Origin of the sequence: Hymenobacter endophyticus (genome assembly GCF_032464715.1) — a bacterium.
GTDB lineage: Bacteria > Bacteroidota > Bacteroidia > Cytophagales > Hymenobacteraceae > Hymenobacter > Hymenobacter endophyticus.
In genome coordinates this window covers 168608-188569 of sequence record NZ_JAWDJT010000004.1, presented here as the reverse complement: position 1 = coordinate 188569, position 19962 = coordinate 168608, and the positions used below count along the sequence as shown (strand labels likewise).

The 19962-nt window shown below is 59.1% G+C and carries 20 protein-coding genes; 13 read left to right on the top strand and 7 right to left on the bottom strand.

All coding sequences use genetic code 11. The annotated features are described in order from the left end of the window. Positions 1–177: 177 nt before the first annotated feature. The 7 genes from ROI90_RS08905 (at position 178) to ROI90_RS08875 (ending at position 6114) form a co-directional block, all read left to right on the top strand. Complete coding sequence (locus tag ROI90_RS08905; RefSeq protein WP_315997986.1) at positions 178–459, top strand: 2TM domain-containing protein; 282 nt, start codon at positions 178–180, stop codon at positions 457–459. A gap of 130 nt (positions 460–589) precedes the next feature. Then, positions 590–1711: a PQQ-dependent sugar dehydrogenase gene (locus ROI90_RS08900; protein WP_315997985.1), complete on the top strand. Its 1122-nt coding sequence runs from the start codon at positions 590–592 to the stop codon at positions 1709–1711. A gap of 122 nt (positions 1712–1833) precedes the next feature. Then, positions 1834–2295 (top strand): ATP-dependent zinc protease family protein, encoded by a 462-nt coding sequence (locus ROI90_RS08895; RefSeq protein WP_315997984.1) that lies wholly within the window; start codon positions 1834–1836, stop codon positions 2293–2295. 83 nt (positions 2296–2378) lie between these two features. Beyond that, complete coding sequence (rimK, locus tag ROI90_RS08890; RefSeq protein WP_315997983.1) at positions 2379–3320, top strand: 30S ribosomal protein S6--L-glutamate ligase; 942 nt, start codon at positions 2379–2381, stop codon at positions 3318–3320. 197 nt (positions 3321–3517) lie between these two features. Further along, positions 3518–4591: a succinylglutamate desuccinylase/aspartoacylase family protein gene (locus ROI90_RS08885; protein ID WP_315997982.1), complete on the top strand. Its 1074-nt coding sequence runs from the start codon at positions 3518–3520 to the stop codon at positions 4589–4591. Between the two features lie 458 nt (positions 4592–5049). Continuing rightward, on the top strand, positions 5050–5718 hold the full coding sequence (locus ROI90_RS08880) for an OmpH family outer membrane protein (protein WP_315997981.1): 669 nt from the start codon (positions 5050–5052) through the stop codon (positions 5716–5718). 138 nt (positions 5719–5856) lie between these two features. After that, the gene (locus tag ROI90_RS08875; protein WP_315997980.1) at positions 5857–6114 is read left to right on the top strand and encodes a hypothetical protein; all 258 of its coding nucleotides are present in this window, start codon (positions 5857–5859) and stop codon (positions 6112–6114) included. 64 nt (positions 6115–6178) lie between these two features. On the opposite strand, the gene ROI90_RS08870 is transcribed toward ROI90_RS08875, so the two are convergent. The 4 genes from ROI90_RS08870 to ROI90_RS08855 form a co-directional block, all read right to left on the bottom strand. After that, the gene (locus ROI90_RS08870; protein ID WP_315997979.1) at positions 6179–6745 is read right to left on the bottom strand and encodes a hypothetical protein; all 567 of its coding nucleotides are present in this window, start codon (positions 6743–6745) and stop codon (positions 6179–6181) included. A gap of 59 nt (positions 6746–6804) precedes the next feature. Continuing rightward, a complete protein-coding gene (locus tag ROI90_RS08865) occupies positions 6805–7473 on the bottom strand; it encodes an NAD-dependent epimerase/dehydratase family protein (protein ID WP_315997978.1) in 669 nt (222 codons plus the stop codon). A gap of 231 nt (positions 7474–7704) precedes the next feature. Next, entirely contained in the window at positions 7705–8544 is an 840-nt protein-coding gene (locus tag ROI90_RS08860) for a CvfB family protein (protein ID WP_315997977.1), read from the bottom strand. A gap of 196 nt (positions 8545–8740) precedes the next feature. Continuing rightward, positions 8741–10645: a BamA/TamA family outer membrane protein gene (locus ROI90_RS08855; RefSeq protein ID WP_315997976.1), complete on the bottom strand. Its 1905-nt coding sequence runs from the start codon at positions 10643–10645 to the stop codon at positions 8741–8743. A gap of 215 nt (positions 10646–10860) precedes the next feature. Here ROI90_RS08855 and ROI90_RS08850 point away from each other — a divergent pair, with 215 nt between their 5' ends. From ROI90_RS08850 to rfbD, 5 genes are all read left to right on the top strand, one after another. After that, complete coding sequence (locus ROI90_RS08850; protein WP_315997975.1) at positions 10861–12129, top strand: putative DNA modification/repair radical SAM protein; 1269 nt, start codon at positions 10861–10863, stop codon at positions 12127–12129. Between the two features lie 96 nt (positions 12130–12225). Beyond that, on the top strand, positions 12226–12411 hold the full coding sequence (locus ROI90_RS08845; RefSeq protein WP_315997974.1) for a hypothetical protein: 186 nt from the start codon (positions 12226–12228) through the stop codon (positions 12409–12411). Positions 12412–12451: 40 nt separating this feature from the next. Beyond that, positions 12452–13324 carry an alpha/beta fold hydrolase gene (locus ROI90_RS08840; protein WP_315997973.1) on the top strand — a complete coding sequence of 291 codons (873 nt, stop codon included), beginning with the start codon at positions 12452–12454 and terminating at the stop codon, positions 13322–13324. Positions 13325–13333: 9 nt separating this feature from the next. Next, positions 13334–14287 (top strand): TIGR03915 family putative DNA repair protein, encoded by a 954-nt coding sequence (locus ROI90_RS08835; RefSeq protein WP_315997972.1) that lies wholly within the window; start codon positions 13334–13336, stop codon positions 14285–14287. Positions 14288–14348: 61 nt separating this feature from the next. Then, positions 14349–15206, top strand: coding sequence for a dTDP-4-dehydrorhamnose reductase (gene rfbD, locus ROI90_RS08830; protein WP_315997971.1), 858 nt, complete (start codon positions 14349–14351; stop codon positions 15204–15206). An 11-nt stretch (positions 15207–15217) separates the two neighbouring features. On the opposite strand, the gene ROI90_RS08825 is transcribed toward rfbD, so the two are convergent. The 3 genes from ROI90_RS08825 to ROI90_RS08815 form a co-directional block, all read right to left on the bottom strand. Further along, positions 15218–15607, bottom strand: coding sequence for a hypothetical protein (locus ROI90_RS08825; protein WP_315997970.1), 390 nt, complete (start codon positions 15605–15607; stop codon positions 15218–15220). 131 nt (positions 15608–15738) lie between these two features. Next, positions 15739–16959: an MFS transporter gene (locus ROI90_RS08820; RefSeq protein WP_315997969.1), complete on the bottom strand. Its 1221-nt coding sequence runs from the start codon at positions 16957–16959 to the stop codon at positions 15739–15741. Between the two features lie 182 nt (positions 16960–17141). Further along, positions 17142–18062, bottom strand: coding sequence for an AraC family transcriptional regulator (locus tag ROI90_RS08815; RefSeq protein ID WP_315997968.1), 921 nt, complete (start codon positions 18060–18062; stop codon positions 17142–17144). Between the two features lie 271 nt (positions 18063–18333). Here ROI90_RS08815 and ROI90_RS08810 point away from each other — a divergent pair, with 271 nt between their 5' ends. Beyond that, the gene (locus tag ROI90_RS08810) at positions 18334–19860 is read left to right on the top strand and encodes an aldehyde dehydrogenase family protein (protein WP_315997967.1); all 1527 of its coding nucleotides are present in this window, start codon (positions 18334–18336) and stop codon (positions 19858–19860) included. The last annotated feature ends 102 nt before the right edge of the window (positions 19861–19962 follow it).

The window sequence follows — 19962 nt, the reverse complement described above, 5'->3', positions numbered from 1 at the left end:
TTGTTCACGTGTAGTAAGGTCCTGAGTTCCGCTCAGGATGCCAGACCTTCACCGCAGTTCAGATGCCTTTTCTGACGGTTCAAGTACGCGAAATAGCCGTTTGGGTAATCTGGCTTTTTAGTATCTTATTGAAAAGCATAGGTTTGTTTCATCCAATCACCCAAACGCTCCCGCATCATGGAAACTCCGGCTCGTGACCCCCAACTCTGGCGTATAGCAAAAGCCCGTGCCAAGTTCAAATCCCACTTGTTCACCTACTTTGCCGTGAATGCGCTGCTCTGGACCATTTGGCTGCTTACCGACCGGCACAGCGCCAATGGTATTCCATGGCCCGTGTGGTCGACGGTGTTCTGGGGAATTGGCGTATTCATGAACGGGGTAGGTGTGTACGGCGGGTTTGGAAAGGCGAACCTCTCGGAGCGAGAGTATGAGCGGCTACTGCGCCAGCGGGGAGAATGAGTTACCAGTTGCCCGTTGCGTGTTAACAATTGTGCGTGCTGTTATGACAACTCATGACCGGCAACTCACAACACGCAACGGGCAACTGAAAGAAAGCAACCTTCGGGGCCAGAAACGGGTTTGTGGCAGTATGAACACGCGCCACCTTCTTCCGCTGCTGCTGGCCCCGCTGGCGGCCTTCACTTCCGGCCCTGCACCCGCCCCTGCCCCCGACGCCAATCTGAGCAAGATTAAGCTGCCGGCCGGCTTTACCATCAGCTACTTTGCCCAGGGAGTGAAAAGCGCCCGGGAGCTGGCCGTAGGTCCCGATGGCACCGTGTACGTGGGCACCAAGGACGACAAAGTATACGCCCTGCCCGACCGCAACAAAGACGGCCGCGCCGATGAAGTGGTGATGGTCGCCACCGGTCTGAATGCGCCCAACGGCGTGGCCGTGCGCAACGGCGCCCTGTACGTGGCCGAAATCAACCGGATTCTGCGCTATGATAACATTGCTCAGCGGCTCAAGCAGAAGCCCCAGCCGGTGGTAGTGTACGGCAAGCTGCCCAACAAAGAATGGCATGGCTACCGCTACATCAGCTTCGGGCCCGATGGTAAGCTGTACGTGCCGGTGGGCGCGCCCTGCAACACCTGCCTGCCCGAGGAGCCGATTTATGCCACCATCAACCGCATGAACCCCGATGGCTCGGGCTTGGAAACCTACGCCTACGGGGTGCGCAACACCGTGGGCTTCGACTGGAGCCCCAAGGATAAGGCCCTCTGGTTCACGGATAACGGCCGCGACCAGTTGGGCGACAATCTGCCCGCCGACGAGCTGAACCGCGCCGCCGGCCCCGGCCAGCACTTCGGGTTTCCCTACTTTTTTGCCGGTGACGTAGCTGACCCTGAATTTGGCAAGGGAAAATCGGCGGATACCTACGTGAAGCCCGCCCGCAAGCTGGGGCCCCACGTAGCCGCGCTGGGTATGAAGTTTTACACCGGCACCAAGTTCCCGGCCCAATACCGCAACCAGATTTTCATTCCCGAGCACGGCTCCTGGAACCGCAGCACCAAAATTGGCTACCGCATCAGCCTGGTGAAGCTAGATGCCACTGGCAAGCAGGCCCTGAGCTACGAAACCTTTGCCGATGGCTGGCTGCAGGGTAAAACACCCTGGGGCCGCCCCGTGTGCCTGCTGGTGCTGCCCGACGGCTCCCTGCTCGTGAGCGACGACCAGAACGACGCCGTGTACCGCATCAGCTACAAGGGCTAGTGGTGAAATTGTGAGGGGTGAAGTTGTGAAATGAGGTAGGTACTCTGCTACTTGCGCGTAGTGCACTGCAGTACCCACCTGCCGCATTTCACAACTTCACCCTTCACAACTTCACCCTTGATATGAAACAGCGCGGACCGAAACGGACGGTGGGGCGGCGGGAACTGGTTGATTTCCCCAAATTTCAGCTCTGGGGCGTGGAGGCCAAAATAGATACCGGCGCATACACGGGGGCCATTCACTGCTCCAATATTCACGTAGAAACTACCCCGGATGGGCGCCAGTGCCTGCGCGTGCAGCTGCTTGACCCTTCCCACCCCAACTTCGACGGCTCCCCTATGCAGTTCGAGGAGTTTTCCCTGCGCGACATCCGTTCCTCCAACGGCGACGTACAGGAGCGCTACGTCATTCGGGCGGTTATCCGGTTGTTTGGGGAGGATGTTGAAACCGAGTTTTCCCTCTCCGACCGTTCCGATATGAAATACCCGGTGCTGATTGGGCGCGTGTTGCTGCGGCAGGCGCGCCTAGTGGTGGATGTGGCCCGGCGCAATCTTTCTTACAAAAATCACCTGGCGGCCCGCTGAAAAGCGCGTAGTGTGCCAATAGGCGCGCCTATCTTTGCCGGGAGCTTTGGCCCGTATTCTTTTCTGTACCCTATTCTTTCCCAATGAAACTGGCCATTCTGTCGCGTGAGCCCAAGCTCTACTCTACCACGCGCCTGGTAGAAGCTGCCGAGCAGCGCGGGCATCAGGCCCTGGTAGTTGACCACCTGCACTGCAACCTCGTGCTGGAAAAGGGCAAGCCAGGTATCATCTACCAGGGTCAGCCTCTGGAAGGTTTCGATGCCATTATTCCGCGTATTGGGGCCTCCGTTACGTTTTATGGCTGCGCCGTGGTGCGGCAGTTTGAGATGATGAAGGTGCGCACGGCCGTGGAAAGCCAGGCCATTGTGCGCAGCCGGGACAAGCTCCGCTCCATGCAGATTCTGGCCCGCGCCGGCGTAGGCATGCCCAAAACGGCCTTCACCAATTACTCCGACGAAGTACCCGCCATGATTCAGCAGGTGGGGGGCGCACCGGTTATCATCAAGCTACTGGAGGGTACGCAGGGGCTGGGCGTAGTACTGGCCGAGTCGGAAAAAGCGGCCCAGTCGGTTATCGAGGCCTTCCATAACCTCAAGGCCCGCATTATTGTGCAGGAGTTCATTGCCGAAAGCAAGGGCGCCGACCTGCGCGCCTTCGTGGTAAACGGGGAAGTGGTAGGAGCCATGAAGCGCCAGGGTAAAGAGGGCGAGTTTCGCTCCAACCTGCACCGGGGCGGCTCGGGTACCCTGGTCAAGCTTAGTCGGGCCGAAAAGGCGGCGGCTCTGCTGGCCACTAAAGCCCTGGGCCTGGGCATTGCCGGCGTGGATATGCTCCAGAGCAAGCGGGGCCCGCTGGTGCTGGAGGTGAACTCTTCGCCCGGCCTGGAGGGCATCGAAAAAGCCACCGGCCTCGATATTGCGGGCAAAATCATTGAGTACACCGTGGACCTGGCCAAGAGGAGAAAAGGCAAGCAGCCAGCCGCCGCCAAGCAGACGGAGCCGCAACCCGATTCTCAACCCGATTAATGCCAACTACTGCCGAGGTACGGTAAACGCCTAGGGTTTTCGTACCTTCCAACAACAGGATGCTGTATCGGGCGCAGGAGAAGGATAGGGAGGTTGGCTCGGGGCAGTGGCCGGAACGCAGGGCTCCAGCATTGCGTGCATGAGGAATTGAAGTACTGGTTTGGGGCTGGAGGCCTGGGCCATAAGCCGCCCCGCCCTTGTTGTTTGCCGCCTCTCCCGAACCGCTTTTTCTTAACGGGCTTTCCATTGCCCCCGGCGAGCAGGTGCTTACCCGCCTCGTAATTTCGCGGCTGCCTTCCGGTACTGTTATTGATATTCCGGTGCACGTGTTCCGCTCCCGGGAGCCGGGCCCCACGGTGCTGCTGATGGCCGGCATGCACGGCGACGAGGTAAACGGCATTGAAACCATCCGGCGCCTGATCCGGCGCAATATGCTGCACCCGTTGCGGGGCACCATCATTGCCATTCCCATCCTCAACATCTACGGGTTTCTGAACTTCTCGCGGGAGGTGCCGGATGGGAAGGACGTGAACCGCTCGTTCCCGGGTAACCCGCGCGGCTCCCTGGCTAGCCGCGTGGCCCACCGCTTCATGCGCGAAATCATGCCGCTCATCGACTACGGCATTGATTTCCACACGGGCGGGGCAGCCCGGGCCAATACCCCGCAAATTCGCTGCCTGCTGCACCAGGATGCCGAAACCGATGCCTTGGCCGAAGCCTTTGGGGCTCCTTTTACCCTGCATGCCGGCTTGCGCCCCGGTTCCCTGCGCGAAACCGCCATGCAGGAAGGCCGCCGCATTATCGTGTACGAAACCGGGGAGTCGCTCAGGCTGGATGAGGAAGGTATTGACCTGGGTATAGCCGGTACGCTGCGGGTGCTGCACCACCTGGGCATGCTGCCCGAAGCCGCGCCCCCGGCCCACGCTACCGTAGTGTGTATGCGCTCTACCTGGTTGCGGGCCAAATATGCCGGCCTGTTTCGCAGCCTCGTGAAGCTGGGGGACTACATCGAGAAAGGGCAGGTATTCGGGTCGGTGGCCGACCCCTACGGGGAGCGTTCCGTGCGCCTAGAGTCACCGGTGGCTGGCTATATCATCGGCCTGAACCACATGCCGGTCGTCAACCAGGGGGATGCCCTCGTGCACGTGGGCCGCACCGACACCGCCCTGAGCCGTACCGACTTGGCCGCGCCTTTCGACGAAAAGCCGGCCAAACCCACGGAAGTAGAAACCGAAGAAGACGAAGAAGCCGGGGAGGAAGAGCTGAGCTAGAACCGCCGCGAGAAGCTGCCCTGAACTCAGCACACCGTTGTTCCGGGCGAAGCCGAGGAATCCCGCTCGGCTGACGTTGCAAGAGTAAGCTGATACCTGCCGGCCAGATTCCCCGACCTCGCTCTGCTTATACATAACGGTTACCGCTCCAGATCAGAGCAGGAGGATTTGCTTGGGATGGTGGGCTATTACCTTTCAATTCCTGCTCTGACCTGGAGCCGTGTGGACAGTCGACGAAATGTTTTACACAGAACGTCATTCCGAGTTTGCTGAGGAATCTGGCGTGCTAACGTCTGAACAATTTGTCGGCATCGGCACACGAGATGTTTCGCTCCGCTCTGCATGACGTTCTTTCGGCGCACCTGTCCACGCAGCTTATAAGGCACGCAATGGCTCCGCAGTAATCCGTACTTTTGACCGGCCGCGTGGCGGCGCATTTTTCTACTTCTTGCTTCTGAATGAAAAACTCTCTTCAACTGGTCATTAATGTAGTGCTGGCTATTGCCGTGGCCGTCCTGTTTTACCTGCACTTTGCCAGCAGCCCCGCCAAGCCCATTCGCAAACCCGTTGCCGTTAAAACCACCGACTCCACCGGCACGGTAACCACCGTGGCCCCCGTGGAGGAGGCGCAGGATGAGCTGGTGGCCGTGGCTGATACCGATAAAATTGCCTACGTGGAATCGGGCAAGCTGCTGGACGGCTACCAGGGCATGAAGGACGCACGTAAAACCATGGAAGCCAAGGCCCGCAAGTGGGAAGCCCAGAACCAGACCATGGTGCGCGGCTTCCAGACGGCCGTGCAGCAGTACCAGCAGAAAGCCGAAGGCATGACCCAGGAGCAGCGCGCCACTACCGAGCAGCAACTGCAGCAGCGCCAGGCCCAGGTGGCCCAGGAGCAGGAAAAGCTGCAGCGCCAGGCCCAGGAAGAGGAAGCCCGCGTAACCCAGCAGGCACTTGACCGGGCCAACAAGCAAATGGAGAAATACGGCAAAGCCAATGGCTACCGGCTCATTCTGCTGACTGGCATGAACGGCGGCTCCATTGCCTACGGCCGCAAAGACCTGGACATTACCAGCGCCGTACTCAAATACCTCAACGATGAGTACCGGACGCCAAAAGGTAAATAGCCCCCACCAAGCGGTGGTACCCGAGCGGCCCGGTTTATAAATCGGGCCGCTCCTGCGTTTAAACCTTGCAGGAACAGCAGCGTCGAACCAATAGCCCGGGCGCCTCGCTAGGAGGTGCCTTTGTTATCTGAACTGACGATGAAAAACCTTCTGAAACTTCCGGCTTTGATTGTCGTGCTGCTCGTGTCAGCGGCTTCCTTACTGACTGGTTGCGTGGCCACGGTTCCTGCTACTACTGCCGTGGTGGTACGGCTCGCACCGCCAGCTTACCGGCCCTACTACCGGCCGCGCTACCGGTCTACCCCAGTAGTAGTGTCGCCTCGCCCCATAATCGTGACGCCGGCTCCCCGACCGTACTACAATTACCGCCCGCACCGCTACTACCGGGGGCGGTAACTGTCAAAATAAAGAAGCCCCCTCCCGGTGTCCGGGAGGGGGCTTCTTCACTGAAAGCCTTGTACTAGAAAGCGAAACGCAAACTCACAGCTGCATCGTTGTAGAAACCGGTGTAGCCATCAAATACCTCGAAAAAAGGCTTGTAGTCTACTCCGATAACGAAGGGCAGATCCTCCATTTTGTACTCCAGGCCCAAAATGAGGTCGGCACCGCCTACCACGTAGTTGGCATCATCGTACCAGTACTGGCGGTAGTAGTATTTGTCTTTGTTGCGGCGGAAGCGCACATCCTCGAAGTAGTAGCGGCCCCGGTAGGAGCCAATGTGGGCGCCGGCACCGTAATAAAACTGCAGGCCTTTAAAGTCGGAAATGGCTTTATGCTTTTCCAGCAGCAGCGTGAGCCGTCCGCCCCGGGCGGCGTATTCCCGCGTTAGCAGGCCTTCAACTGCCACGTTGTTCTTGCCACTCAGAAAGTGCTTCACGGTGAGGCCCGACGACCAGCCGCCGCCCCGCAGCCCAATGCCCGTTTCGTAGCCGGCCCCGGAACCACCCTTCTTTTTGCTCTGAGCCTGTGCCCCCTCACTTGTGGCCAATAACCCCAGGGCTACTGTACCAATACACCAATACTTCATGCGGAAAGAAAAAAGTTGATCTGAACTCGTCCCGCAAAAGTACAAATCAACTTCATACATTACCGAATGCGTGCCCCTTCTTTGGTAACGGTATCGGAGAGGTGCACCCGGGTGCCGCTGCTTTCTGCCTCCGCCGCGCGCAGCATGGCCCGGGCTACCGTATCGGCCCTAACAGCCCGGTACTTCTGCAGCGGGCCCCGCAGCACTGGGTTCAGCACCCGCAGCACTACGGCCCCTAGCCGCTCCCCCAAGCGGGGCTGGGCGCGGCTGCCCAGCAGTAGGGAAGGACGGAAAATATGGATTGCCCGGAAAGGAGCCTGGCTTACGGCCTCTTCCATTTCACCCTTTACGCGGTTGTAGTATATGCGGGAGCGGGCATCTGCCCCCATAGCGGATACCAGCAGCAATTGGGCCGCAAAATTAGCCGCCGTGAGGGCCGCTAGTTTCACTACGTACAGGTAATCAACTTGGTAAAAGGCTTCGCGGGAGCCGGCCTGGCGCATGGTGGTTCCCAGGCAACAAAACACGTCATCGGCAATAAGCTGAAGACGGTGCTGTTCCAGGTTATCGAAGTCGAGCAGGCGCTGTTCCAGCTTGGGGTGCACCACTGGCAACGGACGGCGGCCCACGGCAATAACCCGCTCATACCGCTCGGAGGCCAGCAGCAGGGAAAGCAAATGGGAGCCGACAAGGCCGCTGGCCCCAGCAATAAGTGCGGTTTTAGGCACGGAACAGTAGGGTAGAAGTGAATAGATAGCGCGGGGGTTGGGTGCAGCAGGATAGTACTAACTACCTCTACGTACTGGGCCTCTAAACCGCCGCCAACTTGTCGGTATAGATGGCTCACGCCTACCAAGCGTTGCCTGTGCCCGCGCACCGAACTGCGAAACGCACACCGCGCCGGCAGCAGCCCTATTAGTTAGGCTGCCACCGGCGCGGTGTGCATGTTGGCGGTGGGTTTAGCTATCCTGGTGGAGCAGTTGGGTATGCTCCGGAGCCAGCTGCACAAGGCCTTGCTTGTAGAGGGCGCCCAAGGCTTTCTTGAACACTTTTTTGCTCATGCCTAAGCGGCGGTAAATAGCATCCGGCTCACTTTTGTCGCCGAGGGGTAGGAGGCCGTTGGGGGCGTTGCGCAGGAAGGTGAGCAGGGTTTCGGCAGCAGCCAGGGCTTCGTCGTAGCCCGGTTTCTGCAAGCTGAGGTCCAACTTGCCATCGGGGCGCACTTGCTTGATGTAGCCCGTTAGCACGTCACCCAGGCGCAGGGGCTTGAACACCTCGTTGTGGTACACCACGCCCTGGTGGGTGCCGTCCACAATCAGCTTGTAGCCCAAGTCGGTTTCCTCGGCCACAAACAGTTCGGCCGTGTCGCCGGCCTTGCCGGGGAAGGGCTCGTTGCTGAGAAACCACTCCCACTTGGCCGAGGCCACAATCCGGTCGGTGGTTTCATCCAAGTACACGAAAACGGTGGTTCGCTCGCCGGGGCGCAGGTTGCGGCGCTGGTTGCGGTAGGGCAGAAACAGGTCCTTCTCCAGGCCCCAATCCAGAAACGCCCCAGTGGTGCTTACGTCGCGCACGGTAAGGGCCGCAAACTGGCCCACGCGCACATAGGGCTCCAGGGTGGTAGCAATCAGGCGGTCCTCCGAGTCGCGGTACACGAACACGCGCAGCACGTCGCCCACGTAGGTGCCGGCCGGAATGTATTTGCGCGGAATCAGCAGGTCGCCATCATCGGAGGATAGGTACATCCCGAAGTCCACCTCGCGGGCTACTTCCAGCTCGTTGAAATCACCAAGGTTCATAAAATCAAAGATTTACGCAGATTGCAGCGCAGATTGCGCTGGTGCAGCCGGAACTGGTTACCTGGCAAAGGTACGAGGGCCAAGCGGGCAAGTACTAGCAGCTCGGCGCAGGTATACTGGAGCAGTAAGCCGGGAGGCCACTGGCGGGTCATTGGTAGCAGCTTGCTTGGCCCTCCGGCTGGCGCGAATCTGTAATTTACTGGTAGCGCACAATGCCGGGCTGGCCGAAGCTAAAGTCGCTGAAGTCATAGTAGGCGCGGGAGTTCTCAAAGATGCGGATGCCGTTGGGCGAGGTCATGCCCCGGGGGTAGAAGCCGAACGTAATCTGGAAGGTGCGCAGGGCCGCGTACTCGTTGCGGAAGCGCAGGCCCAGACCAAAGCCGGAGTACGGCGCCTCCGAAAAGGGCAGCGTGCGGTTGAGGGTGCGAGCATTCAGCCAGGCCACATCGGCAAAGGCTAAGGCCGCCATTCGGAAGCCCAAAAAAGACACGGGCGTGAACATGGTTACCTCGTAGTTGAGCGTAACCCGGCTGGTGCCCGTGAGCAGGCCCTCGGGCTGGAAGCCCCGCAGACCCCGCTCCCCATCAATGGTGAGGGGCTGCTCGCCGGGGCGGCGGTTGAGCCCGATGCTGTTGCGCTGCCACAAGAAATGCCGCCACTGGTAGTTGCCGGTATGGTAAAGCCGCGTGAAATACAGCAGCTCGCCGTTCAGCAGGCCCTGCTGCCAGGCCCCATCCCGCCGCCGCACAAAAGAGCCAAACTCCCCGTTCAGGTAGAGGTAGCCCCGTTGCGGGTGGTAGCCGGCGTAGGCCAGCCGCACCCCCAGGTAGCGGCGGTCGGCCACTTCATTGAACTCATAGCCAGCCGTGAGGCTGGCCAGCGTACCGGTCGGGATATCCTCGGTGCGGCCAAACCCGAACAGGTATTTGTCTTTGTAGTAGCGCCGCACGCTGTAGCCCACGGTACCCAGTACGAGGTTGGCGCTTTCGTAGTCGGGGGTGGGTTTGCGGCTGAAATTGGTGCGAATTACCCGGCCCGAAACAATCATGCGGCCGGGATTTTCGTAGGCCAAATCGTAGCTTTTCAGCCGCAGGGCCCGGCCCAGCCACGCATCCTGGGTGTTATAGCGCAACGACTTAAAGATGTAGGGAAACTCCTCCGAACCATTACCGTCAATGGCCACCAGCCGGTCGAAATAATCGTAGCTGATGGCCCCGGCGTAGCGGGTGTTGATGGAGTAAAAGTCGCGGTTGAACCGCACGCCGGCTTCCCGGGTGCGGGTTTGGTTGAAGTACCGGGCCTGGCCGTACAGAAAGTTGCGAAAAGGCACCAGGTAGGTGCCGTTGTAGCGCCACGACTGGGCCTGGGGCCCATCGTCGCGGCGGCCGTACTCCAGACGGTTCCGAAACTGATGGCCCTGGCCCAGGAAGTTCACGTCGCGCAGGCCAATAACGCCGGCTTGCACATCCCGGATAGCCAAAGAGCCGCTAATGCTGAAGATGTCCTTGGTGACCACCTGAATATCGACGCTGTCGGCGGTGGTGGTGCGCTCATTCACGTACACGCGCGCATCCAGCAGCTCGGAGGTCTGGCGCAGCAGGCGTTCCGACTCGGCCAAGGCCTGGGGCTCCAATTCCTCGCCCTCCCGGAACAACAGCACCTGCCGCACCCGGGCCTTGGTGGTTTTGATGTGCAGCGTGTTGCCAGCTTTTTCCAGAATGTTGCGCGGCACCCGGGTAGTATCCGAAATGCTAAATCCAAAGGCATCGAGCGTGCGGATGCTGATGCGGCGTACTACTTTGTAATTGTGGCGGTCAAACTGCCGGTCCAGCAGCGTAGCATCCAGCCCCGCCCGGTCCTCGCGGCGCTCCGTGAAGTTGAACAGGGCGGAGGCGGCTTTGCCAGCAATGGTTTTGCGCTTGGTGTAGGCTTTCAGGCCGTTCAATAACCGTTCTTGGTCAAAGCGGCGGCGCAGGGAGTCGGGGCGGATTTTGCTGAGGCGGGTAGTGTCGGGCAGGGGCATAGCCGGCGTTTGGGCCGCTGCGGTGGTTGCGCAGGCCCAGCTCAGGAGCAGTCCACTAAGCCAGAACAGATACTTCATTGATGCAGGCAACGCCACAACTGGCAAGATACTAGATGCCGGCCCAATGCCGCCAGTTCCGGGCCCTTGAGCCGGCTCTTTTTCTTGAGGCAGGCGGGCGGGCTTATGGGCTATGATATTTCAGCTGATGCGGGAACAATTCTAAAAAAATTAGCCTTACAACCTATTGCATTGTACTGCATAAAACTTCTATTTTTAAGCCGTTAAAGCGCCCTATGAACGACCAGCGGATTCAGGAAAAGCTAAGTATTTTGGCCGATGCCGCCAAGTACGACGTATCGTGCTCGAGCAGCGGCGGCAAGCGCAAAAACGAGGATAAAGGCCTGGGCAATGCGGAGGGCATGGGTATCTGCCATAGCTACACCGAAGACGGCCGCTGCGTGAGTCTGCTCAAGATTCTGCTGACCAACCATTGCATCTTCGACTGTGCCTACTGCGTGTCGCGCCGCTCCAACGATGTAAAGCGGGCCGCCTTTACCGTGGACGAGGTAGTGGAGCTGACCATGAACTTCTACCGCCGCAACTACATTGAGGGCCTGTTCCTGAGTAGCGGCATTTTCTCCTCGCCCGATTATACCATGGAGCGGCTTGTTCGCATCATCAAAAAGCTGCGCACTGAGCACCGCTTCAACGGCTACATCCACGTCAAGGCCATTCCCGGTGCCTCGGAGGAGCTTATTCAGGAAGCCGGGCTGTACGCCGACCGCCTGAGCGTGAACATCGAGCTGCCCTCGGAAATGGCCCTGACCACGCTGGCCCCCGAGAAAAACTACGAGGAAATCCTCACGCCGATGGCTCAGATCCGGGACGGCATTATCCAGAATAAGGAGGAAAAGGCGCTGTTCAAGAAAGTGCCGCAGTTTGCCACTGCCGGCCAAAGCACTCAGCTCATCGTGGGCGCTTCCCAGGAAAATGACCTGCAAATCATCAATCTGAGTGATTCGCTTTATAAAGGCTACGGCCTGAAGCGGGTGTACTACTCCGGCTATATTCCGGTAACCGACGACGCCCGCCTGCCCCAGGTAACGCAGCCGCCCATGATTCGGGAGCACCGCCTCTACCAGACGGACTGGCTAATGCGCTTTTATGGTTTCCAGGCCGACGAAATTCTGGACCCCGCGCACCCCTTCCTCGATTTGGAAATTGACCCCAAGCTGGCCTGGGCCCTGCGCAACCGCCACGTATTCCCGGTGGATATCAACGTGGCCGATTACGAGATGATTCTGCGGATTCCCGGTGTGGGGGCGCGCTCCGCCAAGCGTATTGTGGCCGCCCGCCGCTTCGGGCCGCTCAGCCTCGACCATCTGCACAAGTTTGGCGTGGTGCTCAAGCGGGCCAAGTTTTTCCTGACCTGCCGGGGGCAGGCGCTGGAGAAGCGCGACTACGACGAGCAGACCATCCGCCGCCAGATTCTTTTCGGTTCGGGCTCCGTCCGCTCCGCTCTGGTTACCCAACAGCTCGATTTGTTTGCTCAAGCCTCCTGAATTGAGTTGTTGGTAGCTAGTGGCTGGTTATCCATAATCAGCCACTAGCTACCAACAACTGACAACCAGCAATTAACAACTGAAAAACAACTAGCCATGACTGTCTCTCATCGCGCTGCCGACGCGCCGGCCGCTACTACCTCCGCCCCAAAACCTACAAAAGTTGCCCGGGTGGCCTGCTGCTGCAAGCTCGCTGATCTGCTGCCCATTGTGCAGCAGATGCACCGGGAAGTTGCGCAGAATAGGGCGAAGGTGGGTGCGCAGTCGTCGGAGGCAGCCTGAACGGTAGCAACCTGCGACCCGGCGTTGGGGTACTGAGGACATGACCTACCCGCTGGAAGAGCATTTTGTGTGCACCAATGGCGTGCGGCTGCACGTGGTGCAGTGCGGGCCTTCGGAAGGGCCACTGGTGGTGCTGTTGCATGGTTTTCCGGAGTTCTGGTACGGCTGGCGTCATCAGCTGCAGGCGTTGGCCGCTGCCGGCTACCGGGTGTGGGCGCCCGACCAGCGCGGCTACAACCTCAGCGACAAACCCCAGGGCTCGGGTGCGTACCGCATCAACCACTTGGGCACCGACATACTAGGGCTGCTGGATGCGGCCGGGCAGCGGCAGGCCCTGCTAGTGGGCCACGACTGGGGAGCGGCCGTGGCGTGGTGGTTAGCCGGGCATCATCCGGAGCGGTTCACGCGGGTAGCCATCCTGAACGTGCCGCACCCGGCGGTGCTGGGCCGGGCCCTGCGGTGGGCTCCTCGCCAGCTACTCAAAAGTTGGTACATCTTCTTCTTTCAGCTGCCCTGGTTACCCGAAAAGCTGTTTCGGCGGCGGCAGTTCCGGTTTGGGCGCGGGGCGCTACGCGGCACTAGCCGGCCCGGCACATTCTCCGCCGATGATTTGCGGGCCTACACTGCCGCCTGGGCCCAGCCCGGAGCCGTAACGGCCATGATCAACTGGTACCGAGCCGCATTTTGGTATGGTGGTCAGCAAGCTAAAGTGGGCCGGATTACTGTACCCGTTCACATTCTATGGGGCTGCCAGGATGCTTTTCTGGAGCCGGAGCTAGCCCAACTGAGTCTGGAATTGTGCGAGCAAGGCCAGCTTACGTACTTCAAGGAGGCCACGCACTGGCTGCATCAGGAGGAGCCAGCGGCACTAAATGCGTTGCTCCTCGACTTCTTTTCACCCCCCACGGTTTAGGTATCTGCCATGAGTCGTTCCTCTTTGTTGCGTAGTCAACACGTTCCCTCATCCGGTGTTGATACCACGCTCCGCACGCGGCGTGGGGCTCCCCAGCTGGTTAACTCCCCACTCGACTACGCCTATGATGGTACATTCGAGGGCCTGCTGACCGTGCTGTTTACGGTGTACGAGCGGAAAGCAGCTCCCAACAGCATCCAACCAATTGGGGCGGTGCAAGGCGGCTTGTTTGCTCAACCCGTGGAGGTAGAAACGGATGAGGCCGCCGCTAACCGCGTGTGGAAGGGGTTGTTGCAGTACATGGATGCTGAGGCCCGCACCCGGCTGTTTCATACCTTCCTCAGCGAGCAGCCCGACCGGGAACTGGTCATTTTCCGCTACGCCGACCTGGCCATGCGCGCCGGCCGCGACATATCGGAACATTACGCTGACGACAACGTGCGTCGGGTGCAACGCCTAGCGCAGCAGATGTACCGCGAAAAGCACCGCATGGAGGCTTTCGTGCGCTTCGAGAAAACTCAGGACGGCCTGTTTCATGCCTCCATTGAGCCGGATTTTGATGTGCTGCCGCTTATTGCGGCTCACTTCACCAAACGCTACGCCGACCAGCGCTGGCTGATTTATGACCGGCGGCGGCACTACGGCCTGTATTACGATTTACACCGCACCGACATTGTACAGTTTGATGCCGGCACCATGCCCCAGCGCAGCACGGCCGTATCGGCCACGGTGCTCGATGAGCGGGAGCCGCTGTACAAGCTGCTGTGGCAGGCCTATTTCGACCACGTGAATATTCCGGAGCGGAAAAACTTGAAGCTGCACCGCCGCCACATGCCCCTGCGCTACTGGAAGTACCTGAGTGAGAAACAGCCCCGGGAGCAACGCTTTGAGCCTATCCGCAACAAGCGGCCCGTGCAGCCCGGCGGTCCGGCTCTGGAAGCCGGCGCAGCCGACGGGGAGTAGGAGTGCGGCGAGAAAGGCGTAATTTGCGCCTGTTCTTCCATTTTGGCTTCTCCTTATTTTTATGGGTTCAATTCTTGTTTTCGGTGGCAGCGGCCAGTTAGGCCAGTGCCTGCAGCACGTGGCGCAACAGCGCAGCATCACCGATATTGTATTTCTGCCCGAGGAGCAGGCCAACATCCTGAACCCGGAAGTGCTGCGCGCCACCTTTGAACAGCATCGGCCGGCGTATATCATCAACTGCGCCGCTTATACGGCCGTTGATAAAGCCGAGGATGAAGTAGACATTGCCCGCAAAGTGAACCGGGACGGGGTGGAAAACCTGGCCCGCCTGTGCGGGGAGTTCAACACCACGCTACTGCACGTTTCCACCGATTTTGTGTTTGCCGGCACCGGCAACCAGCCGCTCACGGAAACTGATGCCGCCGAGCCCATCAGCGTGTACGGCCTCACCAAACTGGAAGGCGAGCAGGTAATTCCGCGGAACACGGAGCGGTATTTCATTCTGCGCACCAGCTGGCTGTACTCGGAATACGCCAACAACTTCGTGAAAACGATGCTGCGCTTCGGCAAGGAGCGGGAGGAAATGCGCGTTATCTGGGACCAGCTGGGTACGCCTACCTACGCCATTGATTTGGCCGGGGCCTTGCTCCACATCATCCAGACCGGCAGCACCGAGTACGGCATTTACCACTACAGCAACGAGGGCGTTACCTCCTGGTATGATTTCGCCGTGGCCATTTTCGAGCTGGGCGGCTTACCTACCCGCACCGTGCCCATCCGCACCGCCGAGTACCCTACCAAAGCTACCCGCCCATCCTTCTCCGTAATGGACAAAACCAAAGCCAAAACCACCTTGGGCCTCGCCATTCCCCACTGGCGCGAGAGCCTGAAGGTGTGCATGGCGCGGCTGGCGGAGTAAATTCTGTTAGGCTAGTGACGCACCCATATTGTATCAACAAAGATGGGCTCAACGGAGGTGCGCTGCGACCGGAAGATGTAGTACCGTTCGTTTCCTGCCATAATTTCCGTTGTAAGCGGTACCGCTTTTCGTAAACGCTGAACTGATTCCGGTAAAACTTTCGTCGAACTCAAATAGCTGAGTTGATACGTGCAGCTATTCACCCACTTTACTCTTAAAGTGGTTACGTAACCCGTCTGTTCCTCCGTTTCCGTTTGTATGGAGTCGTTCCGGTCAATCAGATACGACAGACCAGCTGGGCCACCTGTTGGACGGAAAGCAAACTTCCCCACGCGAAACGACTTGCATGTCTGCTCGCTGATTGTGGGCTTGCAGGCCAGAATGGTCAGGGTAGTGGCCATAAGACAGAGCGTTACGGAAGGCTTCATATTGTGCTGTAGCATTTGACCACGAAGTAAGTGCTACAGCGCAATATACCCGGCACCTTTTGCTGGCGCTGCACTATTTAGTTCTGCTTTGCTTCAAACAACGCTTACCTAGCGGCGGGGCTCCGTCCATAAAACCGATTCGCCAGGTACGCCAGCACTACTAAACCCAAACCCACGGCGCAGACGCCGGGCCACTGGAAATGGTACCAGGCAAGGCCGCCGAGGAAGGAACCGGCGGAGGCTCCGATGAAACAGGCCGTCATGTACACGGTGTTGAGGCGGCTGCGGGCTTCCGGCAGGAGACTGAAAATGCGGGTCTGGTTGGAAATGTGCGTCATCTGCTGGCCTACATCCAGAATTACCACGCCCGCAACAAGCCCTATTAAGTACATCCCGCCAAAGCCCAGCAACACGTACGCCCCCAGAAACAGCAGAATCCCCAGGTTCAGGGCATAATCGGCCCCTTTGCGGTCGGCGGATTTGCCGGCGAAGGACGCGGCAAAGGCCCCACTGGCTCCAATCAGGCCAAATAGGCCGGCTACTTCGGAGCCGTAGCGGTAGGCGGGGCTTTCCAAGAAAAACACCAGCGTGGTCCAGAACGCACTGAAGCCCCCGAACATGCACGCGCCCACTAAGGCCGAGCGGCGCAGCACCGGCAGCTCCCGTACCAGCGTGCCCAGGGAGCGAAGCAAGCTGCCATAGCTGCCGGTAAACTGTGGCTGATTGCGCGGCAGCATTCGGGCTAGTACGGCGGTGAGCAGCACCATAAGGCCAGCCCCTACCCAAAACATGGTACGCCACCCAAAATGGGCCCCCACGTAGCCACTGACGGTACGGGAAAGCAGCACTCCAATCAGCAAGCCGCTCATTACCTTGCCCACTACCTGCCCGCGCTGTTCATCGGATGCCAACGAGGCAGCCATGGGAATCAGCAGTTGCGGCACTGCCGAGAACAAACCAATCAGCAGACTCGCGGCCCCCAGCAAGGCAAAAGATGGCGCAATGGCCGCTCCGGCCATGCAGGCCGCCGAACATAGCAGCAGCACCAACGTCAGGTTTTTACGCTCCCGCTTGTCGCCGAGTGGAACTACCAGCAGTAGCCCCAGCGTATAGCCCACCTGCGTAATAGTGGCTACCAGACTCGCACTGCTTTCCGACAGCCCAAATGTGCGGCCAATTTCTGCTAGCAGGGGTTGGTTGTAATAGATATTAGCTACTACCAGCCCGCAGGTAACGGCCATCAGCCATACTAGGCCAGGGGCCAAACTGGCCGGTACGGCTGGTTTTTCTGCTACGGGTTGAAGCTCAGCAACAGGTTCTCTCATGAAAGCAAAAACCGCCGGACATAGCGTGCGGCGGCGAAAGGTTGAGCAGTGGAAACCGTCAGCCACCCCGGAAAGTTGCGGAAGCTGTACTACCAGCGGAGTGTAGCAACAAGTAAAGCGTTAAGTAGAGGTGCAGCAAAAGCAGCTCCCATACTCGGAATGACGGGCCAGAATGTGCTTGCTTATCCCAATGCTTGGCGCTTGTAAGCGCCGGGCGTTACACCTTCATACTGCTTAAAGAGCTTCTGGAAATACGCGGTGTTGTTGAAACCGGCCCGGAAACAGACGTCGGCTACTTTGGTGAGTGGATTGCGCAGCAGGCGTTTGGCTTCCTGGAGGCGCTCCTGAATGATGTACTCAACGGGCGTGAGGCCCAGCTCGCGCTTAAACACTCGGAAGAAAGTCGCCTTGCTCATGCAGGCCAGCTCGGCCAGTTTCTCCACGGTAATCTGCTCGGTGAGGTGCTGCTTGATGTACTGCACCACGGCCGCGAAGCGGTGGGAGGTGGCGTGCTGCTGGTAGTTGTGAAAGAGCAGCTGCCGGGCCTGGGTTTGCATGAGGCGCACCAGCATCTCCTGAATGGTGAAGCCGGCCAGCACGTCCTTCACCCGGCCCGTGTCGCGGGAGAGCTGCACGAGGCGCTCCAGGGTGCCGGTAAGTTCGGGCGTATTCTGGAAGTGGGCGTGCTCCAGCGTGTCGAGGTGCCAGGGCAAATGAGCTTCAGCTCGGGGCTGTTCTTCGTTGAGCAGGTCCACGGTCTGGCGGATGGTGTCGGTGGGAATGGCCACGGCCAGACACTGCGTGGGGTGCTGCTCATCGGCCTCCGGAAAATCAATCACCATCGTCTCATTCTCGCCCACCACCACCGACTCGCCCGGCAAGTACTCAAAGGATGCCTGCCCAGGTAAGTGCATCACCTTTTTGCCCTGGAGCATGGTAGTAAGCACCACGTGGCCCATGCTAAGCGGTACTTGGTGGGCCGTGCGGTGCGTTTCAAACACGTTCAACTCGAAGGCCTCCAGGGTATACACCGTCCGGTTTTCTACCAGCGTAGTAAGCTGCTCGGGTTGGCGTAGGGCAATGGGGGCGGGCACATAAGTCATACGGCTGGCGTGAGGTGAAGCATCCGGGCACTAAGCAAACGGCCATCCAAGCGGCGGCAGCTAAAGCTAGAAACAGTTCAACCAGAAACCAATAGCTCCGCCGTTCTGCTGCTTAGCAGCAACCAGCACCAGCGCGGTATAGTTGCACTAATGAGTAAGTGAGTACTTACAAGTTGCGACGATAAGCATGGTTTATTGCGACGATAGTAGAGCTGTTTCGGGCGGAATGGGGCCTAGCTTGGCCTATCCAATAACCCCAACTCTACTGCGAATGGAAACCCTGGAAAAACCCACCACGCTTGTCGACCGGCCCAAGTTTAAATCTCACTACGATAATTTTATTGGCGGAAAATGGGTGCCACCCGTGAAGGGTCAGTATTTCGAGAATATCTCGCCCATTGACGGACAGGCGTTTACCAAAGTGGCCCGCAGCTCCAAGGAGGATATTGAGCTGGCCCTGGATGCCGCTCACGAAGCCTTCAAAACCTGGGGCAAAACTTCGGCCACGGAGCGCAGCAACATTCTCAACAAAGTCGCCAACCTCATCGAGGAAAACCTGCCCCACCTGGCAGCTGTGGAGTGCGTGGAAAACGGCAAGCCCATCCGCGAAACCACCCTGGCCGATTTGCCGCTGGTAGTGGACCACTTCCGCTACTTTGCCAGCGTTATCCGGGCTGAGGAAGGGAACGTGACGGAGCTGAACGCCACCACCGTGTCCATGAACATCAACGAGCCCCTGGGCGTGGTGGGCCAGATTATCCCCTGGAACTTCCCGCTGCTGATGGCTACCTGGAAGCTGGCCCCGGCCCTGGCCGCCGGCTGCTGCGTAGTAATGAAGCCCGCCGAGCAGACGCCCGCGAGCATCATGGTGCTCATGGAACTGCTGCAGGACGTGCTGCCGGCCGGCGTGGTGAACGTGGTGAATGGCTTCGGGCTGGAAGCCGGCAAGCCCTTGGCTTCGTCGCCGCGCATCCAAAAGGCGTCCTTCACCGGCGAAACCACTACGGGCCGCCTCATTATGCAGTACGCCGCCGAAAACCTGATTCCGGTGACAATGGAGCTGGGCGGTAAGTCGCCGAACATCTTCTTTAAGAGCGTGCTGGACGCCGACGACGACTTCCTCGACAAAGCCATTGAAGGTGCCGTCATGTTTGCCTTGAACCAGGGCGAAATCTGCACCTGCCCCTCACGCATGCTTATTCAGGAGGACATCTATGATGAGTTTATTGAGCGCGTAATTAAGCGCGTGAAGGCCATCAAGCTGGGCAACCCCCTGGATATGGAAACCATGATGGGTGCCCAGGCCAGCAACGACCAGTTTGAGAAAATCCTGAGCTACCTGGAAATTGGCAAGGCCGAAGGGGCGGAAGTGCTGTGCGGCGGCGAGGCGTACTCGCAGGAAGACGGCGCGTTGGCGGAGGGCTACTACATCCAGCCCACCATGTTCCGGGGCCACAACAAAATGCGCATCTTCCAGGAGGAAATCTTCGGGCCAGTAGTGTCCGTGACCACCTTCAAAACGGTAGAAGAAGCCCTGGAAATTGCCAACGACACGCTCTACGGCCTTGGTGCCGGCGTCTGGACGCGGGACGCCCACGAGCTGTACGAGGTGCCCCGCGCCATTCAGGCCGGCCGCGTGTGGGTGAACTGCTACCACGACTACCCCGCCGGCGCGCCCTTCGGCGGCTACAAAGCCTCCGGTTTCGGCCGCGAGAATCACAAGATGATGCTCAGCCATTACCGTCAGAACAAGAACATGCTGATTTCTTACAGCCAGCAGAAGTTGGGCTTCTTTTAGGCAATACCGCAGCTGTGCTAGATGTGCTAAAGTAAGAACGTCATGCTGAGCTTGCCGAAGCATCTCTACCGTTAGTAACTTATTCGTTACAATGAAGCGGTA